Raw genomic sequence first — 14,570 nt, 5'->3', positions numbered from 1 at the left:
GGTCCATGTCGATGGATGAATTTCAGCCGGACACGACGATCCGACTGGGGGCGCAGGGCGTCACCCGCCGGTTCGGCGCGCTGGTCGCCAATGATGGCATCACCTTCCGCGCCCATCGCGGAACCATCCATGCCATCGTCGGCGGCAATGGCGCCGGCAAGTCGACGCTGATGCGCATCCTGCAGGGCATGGACCGGCCGGACGAGGGCGTCGTCCTCGTCGACGGCATGCCGACCGTCTTCTTCGGACCCGCCGATGCCTTCCAGAAGGGCATCGGCATGGTGCACCAGGAATTCATGCTGGTGCCGGGGCTGACACTGCTCGAAAACCTGGTGCTGGCGCAGGAACCGCTCGACGGCCTGCGCCGCATCGATCGCCGGAAGGCCCTCGACGCGGCGCGCAAGCTGGAGCGCGAGGCGGGCGTCACGCTCGACTGGGACATGCCGGTCGACGACGCGCCGGTGCATGTGCGCCAGATCGTCGAGATCCTGCGCCTGCTCTATCGCGGCGCCGACGTGCTCATCCTCGACGAGCCGACGGCGGTGTTGGCGCCGGCGCAGGTGCAGGGACTGATCGTCCTGCTCCAGAAGCTGCGCTCGGAAGGCCGCACCATCCTCTTCATCAGCCACAAGCTGGACGAGGTGATGGCGCTCGCCGACGAGATCACCGTCATCCGCGCCGGCAAGGTGATCGGCGCCATGAAGACGGCCGAGACCAGCAAGGCGGCCCTCGCCGAGATGATGATCGGCGAGATCCTGAGCCGGCCGAACGCCCGGCCGAGCGCGGTCGGACGCACCGTGCTGGAGCTGCGCGGCCTCGCCGCCAAGGATGCGCGCGGCGTGCTGCGCCTGAAGGAACTCGATCTCGATATCCGCGCCGGCGAGATCGTCGGCATCGCCGGCGTCGCCGGCAACGGCCAGGACGAGCTGATCGCCGCCGTCACCGGCCTCGGCCGGATCGAGCGCGGCTCGGTCCGGCTCGACGGCGAGGATGTCACCAGGCTCGGCCTGCGTGACCGGCGCGAACGGGGCCTCTCCTATCTGAGCCCGGACCGCGCGGCGGAGGGGCTCTGCCTCGCCGCGCCGATCTCGGAAAACCTGATCGCCGGCCGGCATCGCGCGGCCGCGCTCTGCAAGGGCGGCGTGCTGCAGAAGGGCGCCATCAGGCGCCATGTCGAAACCCTGCTCGACCGCTTCTCGGTCAAGCGCGCCTCCTCGGCGCTGCCGATCTCCAGCCTTTCGGGCGGCAACCAGCAGCGCGTCGCCATGGCGCGCGAGCTCGACGGCGATCCGAAGCTCCTCGTTGCCTGCCAGCCGACGCGCGGCGTCGACATTCGCGGCATCGCCTTCATTCACCAGTGCCTGCTCGATTACCGCGAGGCGGGCGGGGCGGTGCTGGTCATTTCGGAAGAACTCGATGAACTCATCGCGCTGTCGGACCGCATCGTCGTCCTCTATGACGGCCGCGTCACCGGCGAGGTGTCGCGCGGCTCGGCCAAGGTCGAGGAGCTCGGTCGCATGATGCTGGGCGAAACCCGCGCGGAGATCGCCGCATGAGCGCCGTTGCATCCACGGCCCGGACGGCGCCTGCTGTCGGCTGGCGCGATGTCGCGCTGGCGGTCGCGCCGCTCGTGCTGGCGCTCGTCGTCGCCGGCATCGTGCTCGCCGTCGCCGGCCACAATCCGCTCGAAGTCTACTGGCTGCTGCTCAAGGAATCCTTCGGCGGCGTCAAGCGCATCGCCGCGACGGTCGCCGCCTCGACGCCGCTGATCCTGACCGGCCTCGCCACCGCCGTGGCGTTCCGCTCCGGCGTGTTCAATGTCGGCGTCGAGGGCTGCGTGCTCGTCGGCGGCCTCGCCGCCGCCTATGTCGGCTTCACCTTTGTCGGCCTGCCGGCCACGCTGCTGCTGCCCTTCGCGCTCGGCGCCGCCGTCATCGCCGGCACGCTCTGGATGCTGGTGCCGGCGCTCCTGAAGGCGCGGCTCGACGTCGACGAGGTCGTGACGACGCTGATGCTGAACTTCATCGCCGTCAGCCTCACCGCCTGGCTGGTCAACGGCCCGCTGCTGGCGCCGGGCTCGGCCAATTCGGCGACGCCGATGGTGGTCGAGGCGGCGCGCCTGCCGCGCCTGATGCCGCCCTCGACGCTGAATGCCGGCTTCCTGATCGCGATCGCGCTGCTCGTGCTCTACTGGCTCTGGGGCCGCGGCACGGCGCTCGGGCTCGAGACCCGGCTCGCCGGTCTCAACCCGCGCTTCGCCATCGCGTCCGGCATCAACGTGCCGATGCTGATCATCAAGATGATGCTGCTCTCCGGCGCCATTGGCGGCCTCGCCGGCGGCATCCAGGCGCTCGGCACCGTCAACCGCTTCGTCGTCGGCTTCTCGCCCGGCTACGGCTTCACCGGCATCGCCGTGGCGCTGCTCGGTCGAGGCTCGGCGATCGGCATCCTGCTCGCCGCGCTGCTCTTCGGCGCGCTGGCGACGTCCGGCGCCACCATCCAGCTCTTCAGCGACGTGCCGATCGAGATCGTCAACATCCTGCAGGGAACGGTGATGATCTTCGCGGTCGCCCGCTTCGGCTGGCTCCTGAAACAGCGGCAGGGCGGCAAATGATCGACAACATCATCCATGCGGCGTTCCTCATGACGACGCCGATCCTGCTGCCGCCCTCGGCGGACTGGTCAATCGCGTCGCCGGCCTCGTCAATATCGGCCTCGATTCCATGATGCTGGCCGGCGCGCTGGTCGGGCTCATGGTCGCCTCGCAGACGGGAAGCTGGCCGGCGGCGCTCGTCGCCGCCGCCCTCGTCGGCGGCCTGCTCGGCCTCTTGATGTCGCTCACCGTCACGCGGCTGCAGGCGAACGAGATCATCGTCGGCCTCGGCTTCAACATCGCCGTCGCCGGGCTGGTGCGCTTCTTCCTGAAGAGCTGGTACGGCACCTCGGGCACGCTCAGCCTGCCCGACGTCGCCATGCTGCCGCGCATCCACATCCCCGTCGTCGCCGACATCCCGGTGCTGGGCGCGATCTTCTCCGACCACGACCCGCTGACCTGGGCCGCCTGGCTGCTGGTGCCGGCGACGGCCTGGTTCCTGGCGCGGACCCGTCTCGGCCTTCGCCTGCGGGCGGCCGGCGCGGCGCCGCAGGCGGCGCGTGCGCTCGGCCTCAACCCGCTCAATCTGCGCGACGCCTCCACCGTCTTCGCCGGCGCGATGTCGGGCCTTGCCGGCGCCTATCTCTGCATCGGCGTCGTCGGCATCTTCAACGAGGGCATCACCGCCGGACGCGGCTTCCTGGCGCTCGCCGCCTTCTATTTCGGCCGCAACCGGCCCTGGCCGACGGCGCTCGGCGCGCTGCTGTTCGGCCTGTTCGACGCGATCCAGATCCGCCTGCAGGGCCGTGGTCTGCCGGCCGAGCTGGTGCAGACGCTGCCCTACGTGATGGTCATCGTGATCCTCGCCCTGGTCGCCATCACCCTGAAGCGTGCGCGGAACAAAGGAGCCTGACATGGTCGAGACGACAAAGACCGCGCTCATCCTGGTGGATGTCATCAACTCGTTCTTCGAGCCCGGCCAGCCCAACTATTATGCCGGCGTCGAGGCGGTGCTGGAGCCGATGCGGGCGCTGCTCGACGCGGCGCGGAAGTCGGGCACCATCGTCGTGCACGCGGTCGAGAAGCACCGGCCGGCCGGGTTCGACGATTTCGAATGGCGGAAGCTCCCGGTCCATCACCTGGAAGACGCGCATGACGCCGCCTTCTTCGCGGAATTCCGCCCCGAGGGGCCGAACGAGACGACGATCTTCAAGCGCCGCTTCAGCGCCTTCTTCGCCACCGATCTCGCGCTGTTCCTGCACGAGCAGAAGGTGACGCGCGTCGTCATCGCCGGCGTCAAGACCAATGTCTGCATCCGCGCCTCGGCGCAGGACGCCTTCGCCAACGGCTTCGAGCCGGTGGTGCCGCGCGAGGCGACCAACTCCAACCGGCCGCATCTGGCCGAGGCGTCGCTGGAAGACATTGACCGCTATATGGGTCGCGTCGTGCCGCTCGGCGAAGCGCTCGGGATGCTGGCATGACCACCATCGCCATCACCGGCTTTGCCAGCCTCGACCATGTCGCTGTTCTCGACGGCGCGCCGAGGGCCGGCCGGACGACGACCATCCTGCAGCGGCCGCAGGACGCCTGGCCTCGCCTCGGCGGCGGCCCCGCCTTCGTCGCCATGGCGCTGGTCGCCGACGGCATCGCGCAGGCGATCCCCGTCAGCTGGATCGGCGACGATACGGCGGGCGACGCCTATCGCGACCAGCTTGCCGCCAGGGGCGTGCCGGATCGGGGGCTCGACGCCGTCGCCGGCGCCCGCACGCCCGTCTCCGTGCTCGCCTATGAGCCGGACGGCGGCTGCATCTGCCTCTACGATCCCGGCATGCCGGCCGGGCTGACCCTGTCGGCCGCGCAGCGCGAGCTGGTCGGCACGGCCGACTGGGTCTGCATCACCATCGGCCCCGCCGCCGTCAACGACGCCGTGCTCGACGCGATCCGCCCCGGCACGCGGCTCGCCTGGATCGTCAAGCACGACCCGCGCGTCCTGTCGGTGGCGCAGGCGGCCCGCTTCGCCGCGCGCGCCGACCTGATCTGCTTCAGCCATGCCGAGGCCGGCTTCGTCCAGCAGGCGCTGGCCGGGGCGGGCGCGGCGCGGCCGGGCCAAGTGCTGATCGAGACGCGCGGCGGCGCCGGCGCGACCATCACGCGCGACGAGCGCTCCATCGCGGTTTCGGCCGAGCCCCTCGCCGTTACCGATCCGACCGGCGCCGGCGACAGCTTCGCCGGCGGCGTGCTGGCGGCGCTCGCCAAGGGCGAGACCGATAAGGGCGAGACCGATCTCGCCGCCGTCGTGCGCTCCGGCCATGCCGCCGCGCGCCGGCTGCTGCTCGCACGCCAGACTTCCGAAAATGAAAGTGCATTGAGAGAATGACCAAGCAAGACGAAAAGACCAATACCGCCTGGTACATCGGCGCGAAGCGCGACCAGGTCGGCAGCGGTGCCATTCTCGTCGGCGATCCCGCCCGCATCGGCCGCATCGCCGAGCACCTGAGCGATGTCGAGTTCCTGCCGGAAAACCGTGGCCTCCGCACGGTCACCGGCACCCGCAACGGCCAGCGCATTACCGTCAGCGCCTTCGGCATGGGCGCGCCGATCGCGACCATCGTCCTGCACGAACTGTTCGCGCTCGGCGTGCGCAGCTTCCTGCGCATCGGCACCGCCATGGCCGTGCCGCCGGCGAAGCTCGGCGATTTCGTGCTGGCGGATGGCGCGCTGCGCGCCGAGGGAACCTCCAACACCTATGCGCCGCTCGGCTTCCCCGCGATGGCCGATTTCGAGCTGAACACGACGCTGCGCCAGCATCTCGGCCGCTCCGGCCGCACCTGGCACGCCGGCGTCTACGGCACCTATGACGGCTTCTATACCGAGATGTTCGGACTTTCCGGCCAGAGCCGGGCGATGATCGAGACGCTGAAGCAGGACATCCAGCGCCTCGGCCTGATCGGCACGGACATGGAGACCTCGGCGCTGCTGGTGGCGGCCCGCGTGCTCGGCGCCAGCGCCTCGACGCTCTGCGTCGCGACGGTCGACGCCTTCAGCCAGGAGAAGATCGACGACGCGGCGATGGCCGTCGCCGAGCGCGAATTGTTCGAGGTCGCGCTCGATTCGATCGCGGAATTTGCAACGAAGAAGAACGAGGTGACGTCATGACGTCGATGGTCGACCGCTATTTCAACACGCTGGCCGAGCGGCTCGAAAGGGTCCGCACCACCCAGGCCGCGGCCATCGAACAGGCGGCCGAGCTCTGCGCGGCGAGTATTGCCGCCGACAAGCTGGCCTTCACCTTCGGCACCGGCCATGGCGCGCTGCCGGCTCTCGAAAGCTTCCCGCGCACCGGCACGATCACCGGCTTCCGGCCGATCGTCGAGAGCACGATGATCTCGTTCCACCGCGTGCTCGGCGACATGGGCGCGCGCCAGTATCGCTTCATCCACGCCGTCGAGGGCTATGGCAAGGCGATCCTGAACTCGCATCAGCTCGACCCGCTCGACACCATGGTGCTGTTCTCGCATTCCGGCATCAACGCCGTGATCCTCGACATCGCGCTCGAGTGCAAGGCGCGCGGCATGAAGGTGGTCGGCGTGACGTCGCTGCCGCATTCGAGCGTCACCCCGTCGCGCCACTCCTCCGGCAAGCGCCTGTTCGAGGTCGCCGACGTCGTCATCGACACCGGCATTCCGAAGGCCGACGCCTCGCTCGTGATCGAGGGCCTGGAGCATCCGGTCGGCGCCAATTCGACCAGCGTCACCATCGCGATCGCCCATGCGATCGTGGCGACGACGGCCGAGAAGCTCGTTCAGCAGGGCATCAAGCCGTTCGTGATGGTCAACCCCAACACGACCAGCAAGGCCGAAGCCAACGCCCAGAACGACCGCAACTACGAGGAACTGTGGCGGAGACTGAAGTCGCGGTGAGCCAGATGGAACGAGGACTTTTCATCGGCGGCGCCTGGCGCGACGCCGCCAAGGGCGAGCGGATCGAGATCCGCGATCCGGCGACCGGCGAGCTTGTGGGCTCCAGCGCGCTGGCGTCGAGGGCGGATGTCGACCTCGCCGTCGCCGCTGCCGGCCGCGCGCTACCCGCCTGGGCTTCGATGCACGCCGACCAGCGTGCGAAGATCCTGCACCGCGCCGCCGATCTCGTCGCCGAGCGAATCGACGCCATCGCCGCGACGCTGACGCGCGAGCAGGGCAAGCCGGTGCCGGACTCGAAGAAGGAGATCGGCTTCGGCATCGAGGTCATCCGCTACTATGCGGAGGAGGGGCGTCGTCTCGGCGGCTCGATCCGGCCGTCGTCGCGCGCCGACATCAAGAGCATCGTCACGACCGCGCCGGTTGGCGTCGTCGGCGCCATCGTGCCGTGGAACTATCCGGTCGATCTCTATTGCTGGAAGATCGCGCCGGTGCTGGCGGCGGGCTGCACGCTCGTCGCCAAGCCGCCGCACGAGACGCCGCTGGCGATCGGCATGGTGGTGCAGTGCTTCGTCGACGCCGGCGTGCCGGAAGGCGTCGTCAACGACATTCCGGGCACCGGCCCGGAAGTGGGCGCGGCGCTGGCCGAACATCCCGACATAAGGATGATCACGGCGACCGCCTCGGTGCCGGCCGGCCAGTCGATCATGCGCGCCTCCGCCGGCACGCTGAAGCGGCTGTCGCTGGAGCTGGGCGGCCAGAGCCCGTTCGTCGTGCTCGACGATGCCGATCCGGTCGAGGCGGCGGCGGCCGCGGCGCGCCGCTCCTTCTCCAACATGGGCCAGATCTGCATCGCGGTGAACCGCATCCTCGTCTCGAAGGGCATCCACAAGGAGTTCGTCGAGGCGCTGGTGGCGGAAACGCGCAAGATCCAGCTCGGCAATGGCAGCCTGCCCGGCGTGCTCTATGGCCCGATGCTGCATGAGGGCGTGCGCCAGCGCGTGACGACCCATGTCGCCGACGCCGTCGCCAAGGGCGGCAAGCTGCTGGTCGGCGGCCGGATTCCGGAGGGCGAGGAATTCGCCAGGGGCTTCTTCTACGAGCCGGCCCTCGTCGACAATGCGCCGGACGATGCGCTGGCGCTGACGGAAGAGACCTTCGGCCCGCTGGCGGCGATCCGCCCGGTGGCGGACGACGCCGAGGCGCTCCGCGTCGCCAATGCGCTGCCCTATGGCCTCGCGGCCTATGTCTATTCGCGCGATCTGGAACGGGCCTGGGCGCTCGCCGACCGGATCGAGGCGGGCGCGATCGGCGTCAACGTCAACGACACGACGGAACTGCAGGCGCCGTTCGGCGGCTGGAAGATGAGCGGCATGGGCCGCGAGCTCGGACCGGAAGGCCTCGCCGCCTTCCGCGAATCCAAGCACATCAAGATGCGCGTTCGTCCGCTGGCGGTCTGAGCCGCTTCCCGTATCCGGACGCGCCGATCTCTAGCGGCGCGTCCGGCGCTGGCGGGCCTTGCCGATACGGTTGTTCCGTCGGTCCGCTCCGCGAGGCTTTCCCCTGCCTTTCGCGATGATTTCGCCGACGCTGGTCCGGCCCTGAATCCTCTGGAAGAACCGCCATTTCCCGTTGCCCGGGCTTCGTCATTCGACGCGTCCGGCCGAACCCGCATGGCCGCGAACGGCTTCGAAAGATGCAGCGCCTTCACGGCGGCGGTTGACAGCGCAATCTGGTTGCAGCATGGTGAGAACGTTCTCAGAGAACGTTCTCACTGACGATATGGACCTTGGGAGGGGCGCATGGTCAGAGACGGGCAAATTGCGCTCGCGGTCGGCGCTGTTTCCAAATCCTACGGCGCCACCGTCGCGCTCGAGCGCGTCGATCTGGTCCTGAAGCCGGGCGAGGTGCATGCGCTGCTCGGCGAGAACGGCGCCGGCAAGTCCACCCTGGTGAAGGTCCTGAGCGGTGTCGTGCGGCCCGATAGCGGCAGCATGTCGCTCGACGGCGGCGCCTTCCAGCCGCGCACCATCCTCGAGGCGCGCGGCGCCGGTGTTGCCACCGCCTTCCAGGAACTGAGCCTGCTTCCCAATCTGACGGTGGCCGAGAACCTGATGCTGCCGCGCATGCCGCGCGGCGTTGCGGGCCTCGCCTCCGCTTCCGCCGCACGCGCCGCCGCCGCGGCGATCCTGAAGCGCTACGAGCTTTCGCGCATCGATGCCGGCGAGATCGTCTCCGACCTGTCGCTTGCCGACCGGCAGCGGCTCGAGATCGTCCGCGCCATGGAGCACGCTACCAAGGTTCTCGTCCTCGACGAGCCGACGGCGGCGCTCGCCGAGGTCGACTGGCTGTTCGGATTGATCCGCCAGGCCACGGCGCGCGGCGTCGCGGTCCTCTATATCTCGCATCGGCTTGCCGAAGTGCGCGCTCTCTGCAGCCGCGCGACGGTGCTTCGCAACGGCCGCAGCATCGCCACCGTCGATCTCGCCGGGGCGTCCGATGCCGACATCTTCGAGATGATGGTCGGGCGCGCCGTCCGCAGCGAGAAGGCGGACCGGCCGGTGCGGGCCGCCGGCGCAACGGCATCGATCGCCGTCGACAAACTGTCCGGCGGCCAGTTGAAGGACGTCACCTTCGCGCTCCGCCAGGGCGAGGTTCTCGCCGTCGCGGCGCTGGAAGGGCAGGGCCAGCGTGACCTTTTCCGCATGCTGGCCGGCCTCGCGAAGCCGGCGGGCGGTGTCATTCGGGTCGACGGCAAGCCGACGACCCTGCGCAATCCGCAGGCGGCGCTGAAGGCCGGCCGCGGCATTGCCTATGTGCCGGAGGAGCGCAAGACCGAGGGTATTCTGTCGAGCCTGACGGCGGCCGGCAACATCACGCTGCCGGTCGCGGGGCGGATCGCGCGCGGCGGCCTGGTCTGGAGCGGGCTGGAGGCGGAGGCGGCTGCGTCGGTCGCGGCGAGCGTCGATCTCGCGGCGCGCTATCTCGCCTTTCCGATCGCCGATCTTTCCGGCGGCAACCAGCAGAAGGCGCTGCTGGCGCGCACCCTGCTGACGGGCGCCAGCACGCTGCTCCTGTTCGATCCGACCCGCGGCGTCGATGTCGGCACCAAGCAGTCGATCTATGCCGCGATCCGGCGCTTCGCCGACGCCGGCGGCTCGGTGCTCTTCTATTCGTCCGAACTGCCCGAGGTCACCGACCTCGCCGATCGCTGTCTCGTCCTCTATGGCGGCCGCATCTTCGCGGAATTCAGCGGCGACGAACTGGAAGAACAGCGCCTTGTCGGCGCGCTGGTGGGGCATGCGGCAGCACCGAAGGGCGCAGCGCATGCCGCCGGTCTGGAGAAAGCGTCATGAGTGTGAGTGCGGTGGGGTCGCTCGAGGGTGAGCGGGGTGGCCGGCGGCCGGGATGGGTACGGGCGTTGACCAGCGGCGCGGCGATCGTCACGCTGCTCTATGTCGTGCTCTATGCGCTCTATGCGATGTGGGAGCCGCGCGCGCTTTCCTCCTATACCTTCACCAACCTGATCAACAACGCCGCGCCGCTGGCGATCGCCGCCGCCGGCGAGACGTTGGTGGTGCTGAGCCGCGGCTTCGACCTCTCGGTCGCCGGCGTCGTGTCGCTCACCAACGTCTTCATGGCGGTCAAGCCGATGGAGGGTCCGGGCGGCGCGCTGCTGAGCTTGCTCGGCTGCTGCGCGATCGGCGCGGCGGTGGGAACGGTCAATGGCTGGCTGGTCGCGGTGCTGCGTCTTCAGACCATCGCCGCCACGCTTGGCACGATGATCGTTTGCCAGGGCCTGGCGCTGGTCGTGCTCGACGCGCCGGGCGGCATGGTCGCCGACTGGGTGTCCTATGAACTGACGGGAACGCTGTTCGGCGTGGTGCCGGTCGCGGGCCTGATCGTCGGCGCCGTCGCGCTCGCCTGGCTCGCTTTCGTACGCACCAATACCGGCATCGGCATCTATGCGGTTGGCGCCGACGAGCAGGCCGCCATGCTTTCCGGCGTCTCGGTGACGTGCGTTCGCTTCGCCGCCTTCGTCGGCGCGGGTATGCTCTATGGCGTCGCCGGCTTCATGCTGAGCGCGCAAACCGCCACCGGCAATCCGAACGCCGGCGCACCCTTCCTGATGCTGGTCTTCGCGGCGGTGGCGCTCGGCGGCACCTCGCTCTCCGGCGGTCGCGGCGGCCTGATCGGTTCGATCGTCGGCGCCGGCTGCCTGATGCTGCTGCAGAAGGTGCTGTTCTCCGGCGGCGTGTCGTCCTTCTACACCGGCATCTTCCAGGGCTTCGTCCTGATCCTCGCCATCCTGTTCGGCCGTTTCATGCCACGCCTGTTCAACGCCGGAGCGAAGAAATGAGCGGATCGGAACCCAACAGCGCTGCCTTCCAGGCGTCGGCCGACCTTCGCCGCGGCGGCGGCATGTCGCGCGAGACCGCCAATGCGATCATCGTCTTCGGGCTCGCCATCCTGCTGATCCTCGGATCACGCTTCGTCAGCCCGGCGCTTGGCTCCTGGAGCCAGGTGCTGACCGTGCTGATGCTCGCCTCGTTCCTGATCGTGCTCTCCTTCGGCCAGGGCCTGGTCATCCTCGTCGGCGGGCTCGATCTCTCCATCCCCTCGGTGATCACGCTGGGCGGCGTGCTGGCGACCGGCTGGTCCGGCGCTGGCGAATGGTACGTGCTGCCGGCGATCCTGGCGGTCTGCGCGCTGGTCGGCGTCTTCAACGGTCTCGGCGTCACCGTGCTCAGGATCCCGCCCTTCATCATGACCATGGCGACGTCGATCATCCTCGCCTCGGCCGCCCTCGGCTATACCAGCGGCACGCCGCGAGGCGCCTCGCCGGCGGTGCTGACGGCGCTGATGAAGACGACGTGGCTCGGCGTGCCGGTGGTCGTCTATTTCGTCGTCCTGTTCGTCGCCGCCGGTTGGCTGCTGCAGAGCCGGACCGTGTTCGGCCGCAAGCTCTACGCCGTCGGCGCCAACGATCAGGCGGCGCGCGTCGCCGGTGTCTCGGTCGGTTCCGTCACGGTCCAGGCCTATGTCGTCAGCGCGGTCTGCGCCGGCTTCGTCGGCATGATGCTGGTCGGCTACGCCAATGGCGCGACGCTCCGGATGGGCGACAACTACCTGCTGCCCAGCATCGCGGCGGTGGTGATCGGCGGCTCGTCGATCCTCGGCGGCCGCGGAAGTTTCATCGGCACGGTGGGCGGCGCCTTCCTGCTGACGACGCTCGGCACCGTGATCGCGGCAATCGGCCTGGAGCAGGGCTGGCGGACCGTGATCGAGGGCGGGATCATCGTCGCCGCCCTGTTTTTCATGCGCGAGGAGTTCTTCGCTCGGCTGCGACGGCCGAAGCGGAGCTGAAGGGGAGGTCGCTCCGGTCGATGCACGTCTTTGTCTTCGGGTGAGAACGTTCTCACTGCATCGTCGGGCCGTCCAAAGCGAAGAAAGAGGAGAGGAAACATGCGGAATTGGAAGCGTCTCGGCAGGGCGACGATGCTCTGCACCACGGCGGCGGTGGCCCTGGCCGGTCTGGTCGGGTCGGCCCATGCCGAGGACAAGAAGTTCAAGATCTATCTGAGCCTCAGCTACAGCGGCAACGCGTGGCAGTCCGAGGCGGCGAACATCGTCAAGGCGCTGGCCGCGACGCCGCCCTATGACAAGCAGGTCGAGCTGATCGAGGTGATCTCGGGCACCGACCCGCAGGCGCAGATCTCCGCCTATGAAAGCATGATCGAGGCGGGCGCCGACGGCATCGTCACCTTCCCGATCTCCTCGACGGCGCTCAACCGCGTCATCAAGCGCGGCTGCGAGCAGGGCGTGAAGTTCTTCACCTACGACGCCACGGTCACCGAGCCCTGCGCCTACAATGTCAGCTACATCACCTCCGGCTTCGGCGAGAATTCGGCCCAGGCGCTGGTCAACGAGCTCGGCGGCAAGGGCAAGATCTTCCTGAGCCGCGGCGTGCCCGGCAATTCGGTCGACAAGCGCCACACCGACGGCGCGATGCACATCTTCAAGCAGTATCCGGGTATCGAGATCGCCGCCGAATATTATTCCTACTGGGACGACCGCACGACCCAGCAGGAGACCGCCAAGGCGCTCGCCGCACATCCGGATGTCGACGGCATCTGGGCGCAGGCCGGCGAATATGGCGCGATCCAGGCGCTGCAGGACGCGGGCTCCAAGCTCGTGCCGATCACCGGCGAGAACTCCAACGGGCTCCGCCTCGCGCTTGCCAATCCGGACATGCAGGCAAAGGGCCTGAAGGGCGTTTCGGCCGGCTCGCCGCCGGCGCAGTCGGGCTATGCCTTCAAGCTGCTGATGGAAATCCTGACCGGCAAGCGCACGCTGGAGCCGACCAACATCGAATACCCGCTGCCGTGGGTTCCGGCCGCTTCGGTCCAGGTCTGCGCCGGCGACACGTTCGAGAATGGCTGCAACGTCTTCCCGGAAGGCAAGGTGCCGTCCTCCTTCGTGACCGAAGTGTTCAATCCGGAACTGCTGCCCGAGCTGTCGCTGACCTCGGCCCTCGACGGCAAGCCGACCCCGGGTGCGACGATCCAGCCGCTGCCGGCCGACGTCGTCAAGGCTCCGAACGAGCCCGGCATCAACTGCCAGAACTGCGAGCCGCCGGCCGATCTCTACAAGCTGACGAAGATCCAGCCGACCGTGAGCCCCTGATGCAACCGGTGGACGGCTCCGGCCGTCCACCATCCCATTGACGAGACGAGGAACGAGAATGGCCAAGTATCTGAAGCGCGGTCAGGATTCGAGCGCTGTCGCCGAGAATGACGCGAAGGTCCGCGCGACGGTGGAGGGCATCCTGGCCGATATCGGCAAGCGCGGCGACGCGGCGGTGCGCGAGCTTTCGGAGCGCTTCGACGCCTGGTCGCCGGAGACCTTCCGTCTGAGCGACGCCGACATCGAGGCAGCGCTCGCCAAGGTCTCGAAGCAGGATCTCGACGACATCCGCTTCGCCCAGGCCCAGGTTCGCAATTTCGCCGAGAAGCAGCGCGCCTGCATTCTCGATTTGGAGGTCGAGACGCTTCCCGGCGTCGTGCTCGGCCACAAGAACATTCCGGTCAACGCCGTCGGCTGCTACGTGCCGGGCGGCCAGTATCCGATGGTCGCCTCCGCCCATATGAGCGTGGTGACCGCCAAGGTGGCGGGCGTGAAGCGCATCGTCGCCTGCGCGCCGCCGTTCAAGGGCGGGCCGCACCCGGCGATCGTCGCGGCGATGCACCTCGCCGGCGCCGACGAGATCTATGTGCTTGGCGGCGTCCAGGCCGTCGGCGCCATGGCGCTCGGCACCGAGACGATCGCCCCGGTCGACATGATCGTCGGCCCGGGCAACGCCTTCGTCGCCGAGGCCAAGCGCCAGCTCTATGGCCGCATCGGCATCGATCTCTTCGCCGGCCCGACCGAGACGCTGGTGATCGCCGACGACAGCGTCGACGGCGAGATCTGCGCGACCGACCTGCTCGGCCAGGCGGAGCACGGCAAGAACTCGCCGGCGGTGCTGCTGACCAATTCGGAAAGGCTCGCCCGCGACACGATGGCGGAGATCGAGCGCCAGCTGCAGACGCTGCCGACGGCGGCGCTGGCCGGCCAGTCCTGGGCCGACTATGGCGAGGTCATCGTCTGCGACAGCTACGAGGAGATGGTGGCGGAAGCCGACCGGATCGCCTCCGAGCATGTCCAGGTCATGACCCGCGATCCCGATTATTTCCTCGCCAACATGACCAACTACGGCGCCCTGTTCCTGGGCCCGCGCACCAATGTCGCCTTCGGCGACAAGGTGATCGGCACCAACCACACGCTGCCGACCAAGAAGGCGGCGCGCTATACCGGCGGCCTGTGGGTCGGCAAGTTCATCAAGACCTGCACCTATCAGCGGGTTCTGACGGACGAGGCGAGCGCGCTGGTTGGCGAAGTTTGCTCGCGCCTTTGCATGCTGGAAGGATTCCACGGCCACGCCGAACAGGCGAACATCCGCGTCCGTCGATTCGGGGGGCGCAACGCCGCCTGAGCACCATGGACCGCGGAGGGATGAT

The 14,570-nt window shown here is 68.7% G+C and carries 13 protein-coding genes; all 13 read left to right on the top strand.

The window, feature by feature from the left end; genetic code table 11:
• The first annotated feature begins 5 nt into the window (after nt 1–5).
• The 13 genes from WFK98_RS16440 (at nt 6) to hisD (ending at nt 14,545) form a co-directional block, all read left to right on the top strand.
• Nucleotides 6–1,556 (top strand): ABC transporter ATP-binding protein, encoded by a 1,551-nt coding sequence (locus tag WFK98_RS16440; RefSeq protein WP_336800986.1) that lies wholly within the window; start codon nt 6–8, stop codon nt 1,554–1,556.
• Nucleotides 1,553–2,614, top strand: a complete 1,062-nt coding sequence (locus WFK98_RS16435; RefSeq protein WP_336800985.1) for an ABC transporter permease — start codon at nt 1,553–1,555, stop codon at nt 2,612–2,614. Before WFK98_RS16440 ends, WFK98_RS16435 begins: the two co-directional genes overlap by 4 nt.
• 109 nt (nt 2,615–2,723) lie before the next feature.
• Nucleotides 2,724–3,506 (top strand): ABC transporter permease, encoded by a 783-nt coding sequence (locus WFK98_RS16430; RefSeq protein WP_336800984.1) that lies wholly within the window; start codon nt 2,724–2,726, stop codon nt 3,504–3,506.
• A gap of 1 nt (nt 3,507) precedes the next feature.
• A complete protein-coding gene (locus tag WFK98_RS16425) occupies nt 3,508–4,074 on the top strand; it encodes a cysteine hydrolase family protein (RefSeq protein ID WP_336800983.1) in 567 nt (188 codons plus the stop codon).
• Nucleotides 4,071–4,970, top strand: coding sequence for a carbohydrate kinase family protein (locus tag WFK98_RS16420; protein WP_336800982.1), 900 nt, complete (start codon nt 4,071–4,073; stop codon nt 4,968–4,970). Before WFK98_RS16425 ends, WFK98_RS16420 begins: the two co-directional genes overlap by 4 nt.
• Complete coding sequence (locus tag WFK98_RS16415) at nt 4,967–5,749, top strand: nucleoside phosphorylase (protein WP_336800981.1); 783 nt, start codon at nt 4,967–4,969, stop codon at nt 5,747–5,749. The genes WFK98_RS16420 and WFK98_RS16415 overlap by 4 nt, the downstream gene beginning before the upstream one ends.
• Nucleotides 5,746–6,513 (top strand): SIS domain-containing protein, encoded by a 768-nt coding sequence (locus WFK98_RS16410; RefSeq protein WP_336800980.1) that lies wholly within the window; start codon nt 5,746–5,748, stop codon nt 6,511–6,513. Before WFK98_RS16415 ends, WFK98_RS16410 begins: the two co-directional genes overlap by 4 nt.
• A 5-nt stretch (nt 6,514–6,518) precedes the next feature.
• Nucleotides 6,519–7,970, top strand: a complete 1,452-nt coding sequence (locus tag WFK98_RS16405; RefSeq protein WP_336800979.1) for an aldehyde dehydrogenase family protein — start codon at nt 6,519–6,521, stop codon at nt 7,968–7,970.
• A 342-nt stretch (nt 7,971–8,312) separates the two neighbouring features.
• Nucleotides 8,313–9,866, top strand: a complete 1,554-nt coding sequence (locus tag WFK98_RS16400; protein WP_336800978.1) for a sugar ABC transporter ATP-binding protein — start codon at nt 8,313–8,315, stop codon at nt 9,864–9,866.
• Complete coding sequence (locus tag WFK98_RS16395; RefSeq protein ID WP_336800977.1) at nt 9,863–10,870, top strand: ABC transporter permease; 1,008 nt, start codon at nt 9,863–9,865, stop codon at nt 10,868–10,870. Before WFK98_RS16400 ends, WFK98_RS16395 begins: the two co-directional genes overlap by 4 nt.
• Nucleotides 10,867–11,877 (top strand): ABC transporter permease, encoded by a 1,011-nt coding sequence (locus WFK98_RS16390; protein ID WP_336800976.1) that lies wholly within the window; start codon nt 10,867–10,869, stop codon nt 11,875–11,877. The genes WFK98_RS16395 and WFK98_RS16390 overlap by 4 nt, the downstream gene beginning before the upstream one ends.
• A 99-nt stretch (nt 11,878–11,976) precedes the next feature.
• Entirely contained in the window at nt 11,977–13,197 is a 1,221-nt protein-coding gene (locus WFK98_RS16385; protein ID WP_336800975.1) for a sugar ABC transporter substrate-binding protein, read from the top strand.
• Nucleotides 13,198–13,255: 58 nt separating this feature from the next.
• Entirely contained in the window at nt 13,256–14,545 is a 1,290-nt protein-coding gene (gene hisD, locus WFK98_RS16380; RefSeq protein WP_266338835.1) for a histidinol dehydrogenase, read from the top strand.
• Nucleotides 14,546–14,570 lie beyond the last annotated feature (25 nt).

Origin of the sequence: Kaistia sp. MMO-174 (assembly GCF_037147815.1) — a bacterium.
Taxonomy (GTDB): domain Bacteria; phylum Pseudomonadota; class Alphaproteobacteria; order Rhizobiales; family Kaistiaceae; genus Kaistia; species Kaistia nematophila.
The sequence above is the reverse complement of the archived record's forward strand: the minus strand, read 5'-3'. Positions and strand labels throughout refer to the sequence as shown.